Annotated in this window: 15 protein-coding genes and 1 pseudogene; 4 read left to right on the top strand and 12 right to left on the bottom strand. The window is 72.6% G+C overall.

Features of this window, described 5'->3' with window-relative positions:
* A partial coding sequence (locus VGD85_RS17335) for a hypothetical protein (RefSeq protein ID WP_414690829.1) occupies positions 1–341 on the top strand: 341 nt, incomplete at its 5' end.
* Between the two features lie 13 nt (positions 342–354).
* Here the strand turns inward: VGD85_RS17335 and VGD85_RS17330 are convergent.
* From VGD85_RS17330 to rpsP, 8 genes are all read right to left on the bottom strand, one after another.
* Positions 355–663, bottom strand: a complete 309-nt coding sequence (locus VGD85_RS17330; protein WP_331064681.1) for a DUF2469 domain-containing protein — start codon at positions 661–663, stop codon at positions 355–357.
* Positions 660–1337, bottom strand: coding sequence for a ribonuclease HII (locus tag VGD85_RS17325; RefSeq protein WP_331064680.1), 678 nt, complete (start codon positions 1335–1337; stop codon positions 660–662). The genes VGD85_RS17330 and VGD85_RS17325 overlap by 4 nt, the downstream gene beginning before the upstream one ends.
* An 8-nt stretch (positions 1338–1345) precedes the next feature.
* A complete protein-coding gene (lepB, locus tag VGD85_RS17320; RefSeq protein ID WP_331064679.1) occupies positions 1346–2140 on the bottom strand; it encodes a signal peptidase I in 795 nt (264 codons plus the stop codon).
* 35 nt (positions 2141–2175) lie between these two features.
* The gene (gene rplS / locus VGD85_RS17315; RefSeq protein ID WP_331064678.1) at positions 2176–2526 is read right to left on the bottom strand and encodes a 50S ribosomal protein L19; all 351 of its coding nucleotides are present in this window, start codon (positions 2524–2526) and stop codon (positions 2176–2178) included.
* A 187-nt stretch (positions 2527–2713) separates the two neighbouring features.
* Positions 2714–3868 carry a tRNA (guanosine(37)-N1)-methyltransferase TrmD gene (trmD, locus tag VGD85_RS17310; RefSeq protein WP_331064677.1) on the bottom strand — a complete coding sequence of 385 codons (1155 nt, stop codon included), beginning with the start codon at positions 3866–3868 and terminating at the stop codon, positions 2714–2716.
* Positions 3868–4416 (bottom strand): ribosome maturation factor RimM, encoded by a 549-nt coding sequence (gene rimM / locus VGD85_RS17305; protein WP_331064676.1) that lies wholly within the window; start codon positions 4414–4416, stop codon positions 3868–3870. The genes trmD and rimM overlap by 1 nt, the downstream gene beginning before the upstream one ends.
* Positions 4417–4491: 75 nt before the next feature.
* Entirely contained in the window at positions 4492–4734 is a 243-nt protein-coding gene (locus tag VGD85_RS17300) for an RNA-binding protein (RefSeq protein ID WP_331064675.1), read from the bottom strand.
* A 5-nt stretch (positions 4735–4739) separates the two neighbouring features.
* Positions 4740–5261, bottom strand: a complete 522-nt coding sequence (gene rpsP, locus VGD85_RS17295) for a 30S ribosomal protein S16 (RefSeq protein ID WP_331064674.1) — start codon at positions 5259–5261, stop codon at positions 4740–4742.
* A 182-nt stretch (positions 5262–5443) separates the two neighbouring features.
* On the opposite strand from rpsP, the gene VGD85_RS17290 reads away from it, so the two are divergent.
* Both VGD85_RS17290 and VGD85_RS17285 read left to right on the top strand, forming a co-directional pair.
* A complete protein-coding gene (locus VGD85_RS17290) occupies positions 5444–6034 on the top strand; it encodes a hypothetical protein (RefSeq protein WP_331064673.1) in 591 nt (196 codons plus the stop codon).
* Positions 6035–6111: 77 nt separating this feature from the next.
* Positions 6112–6990: a response regulator gene (locus VGD85_RS17285; RefSeq protein ID WP_331064672.1), complete on the top strand. Its 879-nt coding sequence runs from the start codon at positions 6112–6114 to the stop codon at positions 6988–6990.
* Positions 6991–7004: 14 nt separating this feature from the next.
* Here VGD85_RS17285 and VGD85_RS17280 read toward each other — a convergent pair whose 3' ends face one another.
* Together VGD85_RS17280 and VGD85_RS17275 are read right to left on the bottom strand one after the other, a co-directional pair.
* A complete protein-coding gene (locus tag VGD85_RS17280; protein ID WP_331064671.1) occupies positions 7005–8093 on the bottom strand; it encodes an amidohydrolase family protein in 1089 nt (362 codons plus the stop codon).
* A gap of 59 nt (positions 8094–8152) precedes the next feature.
* Positions 8153–10183, bottom strand: a complete 2031-nt coding sequence (locus VGD85_RS17275; protein WP_331064670.1) for a glycoside hydrolase family 3 protein — start codon at positions 10181–10183, stop codon at positions 8153–8155.
* A 141-nt stretch (positions 10184–10324) separates the two neighbouring features.
* Between VGD85_RS17275 and VGD85_RS17270 the strand changes: the two genes are divergently transcribed.
* Complete coding sequence (locus VGD85_RS17270) at positions 10325–11488, top strand: ROK family transcriptional regulator (protein WP_331064669.1); 1164 nt, start codon at positions 10325–10327, stop codon at positions 11486–11488.
* A gap of 10 nt (positions 11489–11498) precedes the next feature.
* On the opposite strand, the gene VGD85_RS17265 is transcribed toward VGD85_RS17270, so the two are convergent.
* On the bottom strand, positions 11499–11867 hold the full coding sequence (locus VGD85_RS17265; protein ID WP_331064668.1) for a hypothetical protein: 369 nt from the start codon (positions 11865–11867) through the stop codon (positions 11499–11501).
* A pseudogene (locus tag VGD85_RS17260) lies at positions 11864–12442 on the bottom strand (signal recognition particle protein); the annotation flags it as partial. The gene VGD85_RS17265 and the pseudogene VGD85_RS17260, both read right to left, overlap by 4 nt.

Raw genomic sequence — 12442 nt, 5'->3', positions numbered from 1 at the left:
TGGTCGTCAGCGCCGTCGGCTTCGTCGCCCTGTGGCCGGCGACCACGGCGGTCCAGGCGGTCGCCGGCCTCGCGCTGATCGGCGTCGGCATCGGCAACCTGTTCCCGATGGGCATGTCGCTGGCCGTCTCCACCGCACCCGAGAGAGCGGTCGCGGCCTCTGGACGCGCGGTGACGGCGACCTCCTTCGCCGTGCTCCTGGCTCCCCTCACGGTCGGCGCCGTCGCGGACGCAACGTCGCTGAAGTCCGCGCTCCTGCTGGTCCCGGTCATGCTGGCGCTCGCCGCCGCCGGGCTCGCCTTCGTGGCCCGCGAGGTCACACCGGCGCCCAGCCGGGTGTAGCCGGCCGGCCGCCTCAGGCCTTGGGCGGGTCGATCTCCGAGGGGCTGAGCTCCTCCACGTTCACGTCCTTGAACGTGAGCACCTTGACGTTCTTGGCGAACCGGGCGGGGCGGTACATGTCCCAGACCCAGGCGTCGCTCATCGAGACCTCGAAGAACACGTCGCCGGCCTCGGTGCGGGCCTTCACGTCGACCTGGTTGCAGAGGTAGAAGCGGCGGTCGGTCTCGACGACGTACTTGAAGATCCCGACGACGTCGCGGTACTCGCGGTAGAGCGTCAGCTCCATCTCGGTCTCGTACCGCTCGAGGTCCTCCGCGCTCACGGTGCCGACTCTATCCCGGCCTCGAGGCCGGCCGCCCGGCGAACGTTGACGAAGCGCATCCGGTGGATCGGCGAGGGGCCGTGCTCGGCGAGGGCCGCGGTGTGCGCGTCGGTGATGTAGCCCTTGTGGGTCTTGAAGTCGTACTCCGGCCAGCGCGCGTCCAGCTCGCCCATGATCCGGTCGCGGGTGACCTTGGCGAGCACCGACGCGGCCGAGATGCACGCGGCGACCCGGTCGCCCTTCCAGACCGCGAGGCCGGGCACGCCGAGGCCGTCGACGGGGAACCCGTCGGTGAGCACGTACGACGGCGGCAGGTCGAGCAGCGCCACGGCCCGGCGCAGGGCCTCGACGTTCGCCACGTGCATCCCGAGCCGGTCGCACTCCTCGTGGGAGATCACCACGACCGACCACGACAGGGCCCGCCGGACGATCTGGTCGTAGCAGCGCTCGCGGGCCCTCTCGGTCAGCAGCTTGGAGTCGGCGAGGCCGGGGACGATCCCCGCCTTGCCCGGCGGCAGGATCGCGGCGCCGGCGACCAGCGGCCCGGCACAGGCGCCCCGACCGGCCTCGTCGACCCCGGCGATCGGGTCGATCCCGTGCCGGCGCAGGGCCCGCTCGTAGCCGTACAGACCCGCGTCCTTGCGGATCGTGGCGCCGCGGGGCAGCTCGCTCACGGGTGCACCTAGGAGGGGTCGGGCACGTCCGCGAAGGTGTCGGGACGATGCAGGAACGTGAAGCGGTCGCTGGGCCACAGCAGCACGAACACCTTGCCGACGACGCCGTCGACGTCGACGTACGGGTTCTTGGTGCAGTCGGTCTCCTCCGATCTGCACATGTGGAACGAGGAGTCCGCGGAGTGGTTGCGGTTGTCCCCCATCACGAAGATGTGCCCCGCCGGCACCGGGCCGACCTCCCAGTGGCAGTTGCCGACCATCGGTCCGTAGCAGTCCGCCCCGTCGAGCCGGGCGTAGTCCTTCTCGTTCAGCGGCTGACCGTTGACCTCGATGCGGCCCTCGGCGTCGCAGCACTTGATGGTGTCGCCGGCGACCCCGATGACCCGCTTCACCAGGTGGCCGCCGGTCGGGTACAGCCCGACCTTGGACAGCACCTTGGCGACCCCGTTGGTGGGGCCCGCGGACTCCTCCGCGGTCAGCCAGCCACCCGGGTCCTCGAACACCACGACGTCGCCGCGCTGGGGGCCGCCCCCGAACCAGTAGGAGACCTTCTGCACCAGGATCCGGTCGTTCTTGACCAGCCCGGGCTCCATCGACTCCGACGGGATGTAGAAGGCCTGCACGAACAACGCCTTGATGACGATCGCGAGCACGACCGCGATCCCCAGGAGGAGGATCGTCTCCTGCCAGACCGGCAGGTGCTTCTTCTTCGCTCGGGGCGGTTCGTCCGGAGACGACGACGACCGCGACCCCGGGTCGTCAGGTTCGGTGACGGCGGTCGGGTCGCGGTCGTCGGAAGTCACGGGCGTGAGCGTATCCAGCGTGCCTGAGAAATCCCTCAGGCCTCGCGGCGCTCCTTGATCTTCGCCTTCTTGCCGCGCAGGTTGCGCAGGTAGTAGAGCTTCGCGCGACGCACGTCACCACGGGTGACGACCTCGATCTGCTCGAAGATCGGGGAGTGCAGCGGGAAGGTCCGCTCGACGCCGACACCGAAGGAGACCTTGCGGACGGTGAAGCTGCGGCCGACGCCGGAGCCCTGGAGGCGGATCACGACGCCCTGGAAGATCTGGATGCGGGACCGGTTGCCCTCGACGACCTTGACGTGGACCTTGATGGTGTCGCCGGCACGGAACTCCGGCAGGTCGGTGCGCTTGGCGGCGTTGCCGAGCTCGGTGATGACGTTGCTCATGTCTCTCCTCGCGAGTGCCACAGGTCAGCCGCGGTATCGGAACCGGTGAAGTTGTCGCCCCGTCGTGGTGGCCGGCGGCACCATGCTCCCCCTGTGGCAGGAACCGGTGCGGACCCCCGCAGGACGTGTCCTGCGAGCGATCCCTGTTTGGCCGACTGGGCCGAGGAGCAAGTCTGCCACAGCGCCCTCAGGGCCGGGAAATCCGCTTGGTCATCCGGACCACACCGGGTTCGACCTCGCCGCGGAGCCGGTAGCCGGCCTTCTTGTACATCCGCTGGTTGCGGGCGCTGCCGGCGCCCGTGAACAGCGCGTACGCCGAGGCCTCGGCCGGGGCGAGCGCCTCGATGCGCTCGAGCAGGGCCCGGCCCAGCCCCCGGCCGGCCAGGTCGGGGGCGACCATCAGCCGGCCCACCTCCCACGTCTGGCCGTCCAGGGAGGCCCGCACCGCCCCGACCAGACGGCCCGCGGCGCGCGCCACCAGGACCGTGTCGCGTGCCAGCCACGCCCGGAGGTCCTCCAGCGACTCGTGCAACGCGGGGATCCGCACCCCGGGGTTGGCGTGCAGCTCCTGGACCCAGCAGGCCAGCTGGAGCACGTAGAGCTCACCCGCGTCGGCGGGCTCCGCGGCGCGCACCTCGACGTCGTCGAGCACCACCGAGGCCGGGAGGAGGTCGGGCCGTCGTGCGACGGTGCGCCGCTCGGCCTGGGCCCGCCGCCACGCGGCGATCGCCGCGTGGTCGCCCGACAGCAGCACCTCGGGCACGTCCCGGCCCCGCCAGGACGCGGGCTTGGTGTAGACGGGGTACTCCAGCAGCCCGCCCTCGTGGGACTCCTCGACCAGCGACTCGGCGTTGCCCATGAACCCGGGCACCAGCCGCACCACCGCCTCGGTGATCGCCAGGGCGGCGACCTCTCCCCCGTTGAGCACGTAGTCCCCGAGCGAGACCTCGCACAGGTCCGCTCGCTCGGCGACCTCGTCGAGCACCCGCTGGTCGATCCCCTCGTAGCGACCGCAGGCGAACACCAGCCGGTCGCGCGTCGCCAGGTCGCGGGCCAACGCCTGGGTGAACGGCCGGCCCGACGGGGTGGTCACCACGATCGTGGCGGGGCCGCCCTCGGCCAGCAGCTCGTCGAGGGCCTCGCCCCACGGCTCGGGCTTCATCACCATGCCGGCGCCGCCGCCGTACGGCGTGTCGTCGACCGTGCGGTGCCGGTCGTGGGTCCAGGCGCGCAGGTCGTGGACGCGGACGTCGATCAGACCCTTCTCGCGCGCCTTGCCGGCCAGCGAGAGCTCCAGGGGCGCGAGGTAGTCCGGGAAGATGGAGACGATGTCGATGCGCACTAGTCGTCCTCGGGCAGCGGCGTCACGAGACCCGGCCGGTCGGCGATCACGACGCGCCGCCCGGCGAGGTCGACCTCGGGCACGAGCGCCTTCACGAACGGCACGAGCGCCTCGCGGCCGTCCGTCGTGCGCACGGTGAGCAGGTCCTGGGCGCCGCCGTGGACCAGCCCGGTGACCTCGCCGAGCGCGGCGCCGGAGACGTCGTACGCCGCCAGTCCGACCAGCTGGTGGTCGTAGAACTCGTCGGGGTCGTCGGGCGAGGCGTCGGCGGGGATGTCGGCGTGCAGCAGGATGCCGCGGGCCGCCTCGGCCGCGGTGCGGTCGGGGATCTCCTCGAACCGGACCAGCAGCACCGACTGGTGCCACTTGGTGGCGGCGACGGTGAGGGACCGCAGCGGCGTGTGGGACCCGGGGGGCGCCTCGACGCGCAGCACCGAGCCGACGGCGAAGCGCCGCTCGGGCTCGTCGGTCCGGACGTCCACGGTCACGTCCCCACGCAGGCCGTGCGGCTTGCCGATCCGGCCCACCAGGACCTCGATGGTCTCCACGCCTTGCCTCTCCAGAAATGCCGAACGGGTGCCGCCCCGAGGGGGCGGCACCCATTCAAGCCGGTGTGCTGGCCGTTACCGCCGCCGGTCCACGTCGACGAAGTCGATGCGGGCACCGCCGCGACCGGCCAGCGCCGAGATCACGGTGCGGAACGCCGTGGCCGTGCGGCCGCCGCGGCCGATCACCTTGCCGAGGTCGTCGGGGTGCACCCGGACCTCGAGGATCGAGCCGCGACGCAGCTGCTTGTCCCGGACGCTCACGTCGTCGGGGTGTTCGACGACGCCGCGCACCAGGTGCTCGAGCGCCTCGGCGAGCATGGCGCTCAGGACTCCGCCTTGTCCGAGCTCTCGGTGCCCTCGGCGGCCTCGGCCGCCTCGGCCGCGACCTCGGGGGTCTCGTCGGCGGGCACCGGAGCAGGCGCCTCGGCAGCAGCCTCGGCCTCCTCCTTCGGAGCAGCCTTCTTGGCGGCCTTCTTGGTCACCGCGTCGCCCTTGGGCTCGCTCGCGGCCTCCTTGAGCGCCTCGTTGAAGATCTCGAGCTTGTCGCGCTTGGGCTCGGCGACCTTGAGGGTGCCCTCCTGGCCCGAGGTGCCCTTGAACTTCTGGAAGTCGCCGGTGATCTTGAGGATCTTGGCGACCGCCTCGGACGGCTGGGCGCCGACGCCGAGCCAGTACTGCGCCCGCTCGGAGACGACGTCGATGTACGACGGGTCCTCCTTGGGGTGGTACTTGCCGATCTCCTCGATCACCCGACCGTCGCGCTTCTTGCGCGAGTCGACGACGACGATGCGGTACTGCGGCACCCGGACCTTGCCCAGGCGCTTCAAACGGATCTTGACGGCCACGTTTGTGGTGTCTCCTCGGAAGTTGTGTGTGGGTGAGGGCACCGTGACCAGGTGGGGAAAGCACCGGCCGGGGCCCTCGATGGGCTCTGCGACGACCGGGTGAGAGGGTCCGGGCGCGCAGGACTCAGCGGCCCAGTCTGCCAGACGGCGACCGGCGGGCGAAAATCGGGCAGAGTCGTCCCATGACCCGGCCACCGACACCCTACGCACCGCCGCCACCACCCCGGCCGCGGCCCAGCGCCTGGTGGTTCGGTCTGGGGATCGCGCTGATCCTCGGCGCGGTCGTCGCGGGCGTGGGCATCTTCTGGTGGACCCTGGCCCCGCTCCTGCACACCGACGCCGAGGTGCCCCGGGACGGCCGGCCGCACGTCGTCGAGCTGTCCTCGGACGGCGACCAGATGCTGTGGACCTACGACTTCGAGGCCGAGCCGGTCTGTCACGTGGTGGACCTCGGCTCGGGTGACGAGGTCTCGCTGCGGTCGCCCGGTGGCGAGTTCCGCAGGGACGACGGCGGCACGGCCGGCGACCGGGTCGGGACCTGGCGCTTCGACCCCGACTCCACACGGGTGGAGGTGACCTGCAGCCCCGCGGGCGCGCAGCCGCCGTCGACGGTCGAGATCGGGGCCGCTCCCCGGATCCGCGGCTTCGTCCTCGGGCTCCTCGCCACGATCTTCGTGCCGCTGCTGCTCGGCCTCGCCGGGGTCGCGGTGCTGCTGGTCACCGGCATCCTGTGGTCGTTGCGCCCGGCCCGGCCGGGCCGACCGGCCGCCTGACCGGCCACCTGACCGGCGGCGCCACGAACGGGCGAAGTTCCCGACATCCTCGACCGCGGGCTGAGATACTCGCACGCGTGTCACACGTCTCGGTCGAGGATCGGCCCGTCGCGCTCGTCATCGACGACGACCAGGACACCGTCGATCTCCTGGAGATCGTGCTGACCCAGGCGGGCTTCTCCGTCGTCAGCGCCATCGACGGCCCCACCGGCATCGCGCTCGCCCTGGAGCACCGGCCGGTGCTCGCCACCATCGACGTGCTGATGCCCGGGATGGACGGCCTGGAAGTCACCCGCCGGGTCCGCGAGGCGACGAGCACCTACATCGTCATCATCAGCAGCCGCTCGCAGGAGCACGACGTGCTCGCGGGCTTCGACGCCGGCGCCGACGACTACATCCCCAAGCCGATCCGGCCGCGCGAGCTGCAGGCCCGCCTCGCCGCGGTCGCACACCGGCCGATCTCCTCGATCACGGACGGGTCGGCCTGGGAGCCCGCGGCGGCGCACGAGACCCGCAGCGTGGAGCTGCACCTGGTCACCGCCGGCGAGGGGGCCGACGCCACCGCGGACGAGCAGGACGGCCGCGACGGCCCGGAGGGCATGACCGAGCGCGGGGTGCGCTTCGTCGGCAGCTGGATCGAGTTCAACGGCCTGCGCATCAACCCGTCCCGCGACCTGCTCGTCGTCGACGACCGCCTCGCCAACGCCCTCCCCGAGCAGGTCAAGCTCATCGAGACCATGCTGTACGCCGGCTCGCTGACCCTGACCGCGCGACAGCTGGCGCTGCGCTTCCGCGGCGAGACCGACGAGGAGTCGACGCAGACGCCGGAGGAGGACCGCGCCTGGTTCGACGCCGAGATGAGCGACCTGCTCACGATGATCGGCGACCCCCAGGATCGTCCGCGCTGGTTCCACGTGCGGCGCGGCCGGATCTCGTTGGTCGACCCGACGGGCTGACCGGGCTCAGCGGCTCAGCCCGCGACGACCCGGCCGCGGAGCACGACCGCCGCCGGTCGCAGCAGCACCGACAGGTCGACGAGCGGGTCGGCGTCGTACACGACGAAGTCCGCGGGAGCACCCTCCTCGAGCCCGGCGTTCCAGCCCAGCCACGCGCGCGCCCGCCACGACGCCGCCCCGAGGGCGTACTCGGCCGGCAGACCGATGGCCGTCATCGCGATCACCTCGCCGGCGAGGTTGCCGTGCCGGCTGATCCCGCCGCCGTCGGAGCCGGCGTACAGGGCGACCCCGGCCTCGTAGGCGGCCATGATCGTGTCGCGGCGGCGGACGTAGAGGTCGGTCATCGTCGAGGTGTAGCGCGGGAACTTCGACCGCCCGGCCGCGGCGTACTGCGGGAACTTGTCCAGCTGCATCACGGTCGGCACCAGCGCGACGCCCCGCGCGGCCATCGTCTCGACCTGGTCGGGGTGCAGGCCGGTGCCGTGCTCGATGCAGTCGATGCCGGCCTCCAGCAGGCCGCCGAGCACCTCGTGACCGAAGCAGTGCGCGGTCACGCGGGCCCCGTGCCGATGGGCGACGTCGATCGCGTGCGCGAACGCCTCCGCGGGAAACGACGGCGCGAGGTCGCCCTCCTCGCGGGAGATCCAGTCGCCGACCAGCTTCACCCAGCCGTCGCCGCGCTGGGCCTCGCGGGCGACGACCGAGCCGAGCTCCTCCGGCTCGACCTCGTGGGCGTAGTTGCGGATGTAGCGGCGGGTGCGGGCGATGTGGCGACCGGCGCGGATCAGCCGCGGCAGGTCCTCGCGCTCGTGGATCCACGCGGTGTCGGCCGCCGAGCCGCAGTCGCGGATGAGCAGCGCGCCGGCGTCGCGGTCGGCGAGCGCCTGCTCCTCGGTCGCGGCGTCCGAGATCGCGCCGTCGTCGTCGAGCCCGAGGTGGCAGTGGGCGTCGACGAGCCCCGGCACGATCCAGCCGTCGACGGCGGCCTCGGCCCCGGCGACCGGCTCGTAGGTGACCCGACCGTCGACGACGTGGAGGGTCCGGACCTCCCCGTCGGGCAGGACCGGACCCGAGAACCGCAGTGCGGGCGTGGACGCGACCATGCCCCGGACGCTACCGGCCACGTGGGCCGCGCCCGGGGCATGGTCCCCGCCGTTCCGTGTCAGCGGGTGCGCAGGCCGTAGCCGAAGCGGTAGAGGGGGTCGTAGCCCGGGTCGCCGACGTTGATCGGCTCCTGGTCGACCGTCCGCGGCCAGCTGACCGGCAGCCTGCCGGTGAACCGTACCCGCCCGAAGAGCACGTCACTCACCCCCGCGCCCTCGCTGCCGGGGAGCCACGAGGCGACCAGCGCGTCGATCTGGCGCAGCAGCGACGGCGGAATCACCACCGGTCGCCCGGAGACCACGACCACCGTGCACGACTTGGCCTGTGCGCAGACCTTCTGCACCGCGCGGGTGTCCGCGTCGGAGAGCTCCATGGTCTGCTTCTGCCGCGGGACGCCGCCGTCGGCGGGGTCCCAGGCCCACTGCGGGCCGCCGACGTCGCCGAAGCCCTCGGCGTACGGCGTCTCGCCGACGACCACGATGCCGCGCGCCTTGCGCGGGATGCGCGTGGTCGCGGTCTCGCTGTAGGTGACGCGCCCGCGGGCCGCCTGCTCGATCCCGTCGAGGATCGTGGTGCCGGGGATCACGTTGGCCGAACCGCCCTGCCAGGTCAGCGTCCAGCCGCCGGCCTGGTTGCCGATGTTGTCGGCGTTGCTGCCCGCGACGTACACGTCGTGCCGGCCGCGCAGCGGCAGCGTGTGCCGCTGGTTGCGCAGCAGGACCTGGCTCTCGGCGGCCGCCCGACGCGCGACCCGGTGGTGGGCGCTGCTGCCGACGTCGGCGAGGTGGGTGCGGTCGGTGAAGGGGTGCTCGAACAGCCCGAGCTCGAACTTCGCGGTGAGGATGCGCGAGACCGCGTCGTCGATGCGCGCCATCGACACGTTGCCGTTGTCGACGAGCTGGGTCAGCGTGGGGATGAACTCGTCCCAGCCGCTGGGGTTGTTGGGCGCCTGGATCGGCTCCATGAACATGTCGACACCCGCGTTGACCGAGGCCTCGACCTGCTCGGCGTACGTGCCGGGCAGCTGGCGGATCGCGCGCCAGTCGGAGATCACGAAGCCCTCGAAGCCCTGCTGCTCCTTGAGCCACCCGGTCAGCAGGTCGCCGTTGGCGTGCATCTTCACCGCGTCGTCGGTGCTGCCGCCGTTGAAGTCGGTGCTCGAGAACGACGGCATGACCGAGCCGACGTGGTGCTCGTGGATGGCCGGGACGTACGGCGCGAGCGCGAGCCGGTCGAACTCCTCGCGGGTGACCCGGTCGATGCCCTGGTCGATCGGGTACGCGCCGGTGTCCGCGGCCGTCTCGTCGTAGGCCGTGAGCCCGTCGCCGGCGAAGTGCTTGGCGGTCGCCAGCACCCGGTCGGCCTCGTCGAGCTCGCCCGGGTCGCCCTGGAACCCGTCGATCGCGGTCTCCATCGACTCCACCAGCGCCGGCGTCTCGCCGAAGCTCTCGTAGGTGCGACCCCAGCGGTCGTCGCGCGCCACGCACAGGCACGGGGCGAACACCCACTGCGGGCCGCTGGCGCGGGTCTCCTCCGCGGTGATGTGGGCGATCCGCTCCACGAGCGCCGGGTCCCGGGTCGCGCCGAGCCCGATGTTGTGCGGGAAGACGGTCGCGCCGAGCAGGTTGCCGTGCCCGTGGACCGAGTCGACGCCGTACAGCAGCGGGATCCCGAGCGGCGTGTCGAGCGCCGCCTGCTGGTAGCGGTCGACCATGTCGGCCCACGCCTCGGGCGTGTTCGGGTCGGGCACGGAGCCGCCGCCGGAGAGCACGCTGCCGAGGCGGTGCTCGGTGATCAGCGCCGGGTCGGCGTCGACGTCGACGCGCTCGGCCTGCGTCATCTGGCCGATCTTCTCCGCCAGCGACATCCTGCCCAGGAGGTCCGCGACCCGCTCGGGGACCGGGAGGGACGGGTCCTGGTACGGCGGCGGCTCGTCGCCGTCGGCGCTGGCCTGCGGCTGAAGCAGCACCGCGGCGAGGGACGCGGCCGCGAGCGCCGCCAGCACGGCGGGGCGGCGCCGGCGTGACCGGCCGGACCGTGGCTGGCGAGGTGACGCGGCTGAGGTGGGATCGCTGGACGTGCTGAGCATCGGTGCCTCCTTGCCCGATCAAGAAGTGCTGCGCGGCCCCCAACGTAGGAACCGCCAATCCTCCGAGTCAATGCGTAAAGATCGCGTAACAGGACCTTGTTCGTCCTTCTTCCGGACGAATCGCCTCTAGGCTCGGACCTCGTGGCGACCACCAGCTCCCTCGAGCGGCTCCGGGACACCAACCGGCGCTCGATCACGACCCTGCTCTCGGCCGAGGGGCCGATGAGCCGCGCGGACCTGGTCCGCGGCACCGGCCTGTCCCGCACCACCGTGTCCAGCCTCGTCGGCGACCTGATCGCGAGCGGCCACGTCGTGGAGACGGCGGATCGCGGCCGGCCGCACAAGGGCGGCAGCGGGCGCCCGCCGCTCCTGGTCGCGCTCAGCACGCCGGGCGGCGGCGTCGCCGGCGTCGACATCGGCCACGGGCACGTCCGGGTCGCGATCGCCGACCGGGTCGGGGCGATCCTGGCCGAGGAGACCGCGGCCCTCGACGTCGACGAGAACGGCGCCGCCGCCCTCGACCGGGCGGCGCGCATGGTCCGCGGCGCGCTTCGCTCCGCGAGCCTGGAGCCCAGCGACCTGCACGCGGTCGGGATGTGCGTGCCCGCTCCCCTGGACCGGCGCTCGGCGAGCATCCGCACCGGCATCCTCCCGGGCTGGCGGGAGCTGTCGCCCGCCGACGAGCTGTACCGACGCCTCGGCGTGGCCGTCTACGCCGACAACGACGCGAATCTCGGCGCCCTGGCGGAGGTCGGCCGGGGCGCCGCCCGCGGGGTCGCCGACCTGGTCTACGTCAAGGTCGCCAGCGGTCTCGGCGCCGGCATCGTGCTCGGCGGCCGCCTGCACCGCGGCGCCAGCGGCATCGCGGGTGAGCTCGGCCACGTGCAGGTCGACGAGCACGGCCAGGTGTGCCGCTGCGGCAACCGCGGCTGCCTCGAGACGCTGGTGTCCGCGCCCCGGCTGCTGGCCCTGCTCCAGCCGGCGTACGACGAGCCGCTCTCGACCGAGCGCATCCTCGCCCTCGACGAGGCCGGCGACGCCGGCGTGCGTCGGGTGCTCAGCGACGCCGGCCGCGCGGTCGGCCGGGCCCTCGCGGACCTGTGCAACAACCTCAACCCCGAGCTCGTCGTCATCGGGGGCTCGCTCGGCACCTCCACGTCGCTGACCGACGGGATCCGGGGCGCGGTCGACCGCTACGCGCAACCCGAGACCGCCGCCGCGCTGCGCGTTGTCTCCGGCGCCCACGGGGACCGGGCCGAGCTGCTCGGCGCGGTGTCCCTGGCGATCGCGCGCGTCTCGGTGTAGCCGGGCGGGTTCAGAGCTGGTCGAGCAGCCAGGACGGGCCCAAGGCGACGGCGCCGACGCCCTGGACGCGGGCCTGGAGCATCCGGTCGGCGGTCACCACCGCCACGCGACCGCCACGCTCGGCGGCCTGGCGGGCCTGGTCGAGGATCGTGTCGTCGCCGTGGCCCTTCGCGTGGACGGTCCGCACGTGGCCGTCGCGCCCCGCCTTCACGCCACCCTTGGCACCACCTTCGAGGACGAGCACCACGTCGTCGTACCCGGTGTCGGCGAGCATCAGGGCCTCGTGCAGCCGGCGGGCGGCCCCGGCCCGGTCCTTCCACCAGCCGTCGGGCCGGCTGCCCACCACGTTGGCGGCGTCGACGACGAGCGTGGAGATCACTTGAGGAACTTGGAGAAGTCCTTGGGCAGGTTGAGCGCCGCGGCGGCCTTCTCGTAGTCCAGCTCCTCCTCGCCGGCGGGTGCGCCGAACGGGTTGGCGGGTGCGGACGCCGCCTTCTGCTTCTGGGCCGCCGCCTGCTGGGCGGCCTTGGCGGGGTTGCCGGAGACGCGCTTGCCGCCCTTGCCCTTCTTGGGCTGCTTCGCCTTCGAGCGCTTGCCACCCATCCCGGGCATCCCGGGCATCCCGGGCATGCCCGGCATGCCGGGGATCGAGCCGCCCTTGGCGAGCGTCGACATCATCTTGCGGGCCTCGAAGAACCGGTCGACGAGCTGGTTGACGTCGGAGACCTGGCGGCCCGAGCCGCGCGCGATCCGGGCCCGGCGCGAGCCGTCGATGAGCTTGGGATTGGCCCGCTCGGCCGGGGTCATCGACTGGATGATCGCCTGGATGCGGTCGATCTCGCGCTCGTCGAAGTTCTCGAGCTGCTCGCGGAACTGCCCCATCCCGGGCAGCATCCCCATGATCTTCGACATCGAGCCGAGCTTGCGCACCTGCTGCATCTGCTCGAGGAAGTC

The sequence above is a fragment of the Nocardioides sp. genome, from assembly GCF_036401255.1.
Classification (GTDB): domain Bacteria; phylum Actinomycetota; class Actinomycetes; order Propionibacteriales; family Nocardioidaceae; genus Nocardioides.
The sequence above is the reverse complement of the archived record's forward strand: the minus strand, read 5'-3'. Positions and strand labels throughout refer to the sequence as shown.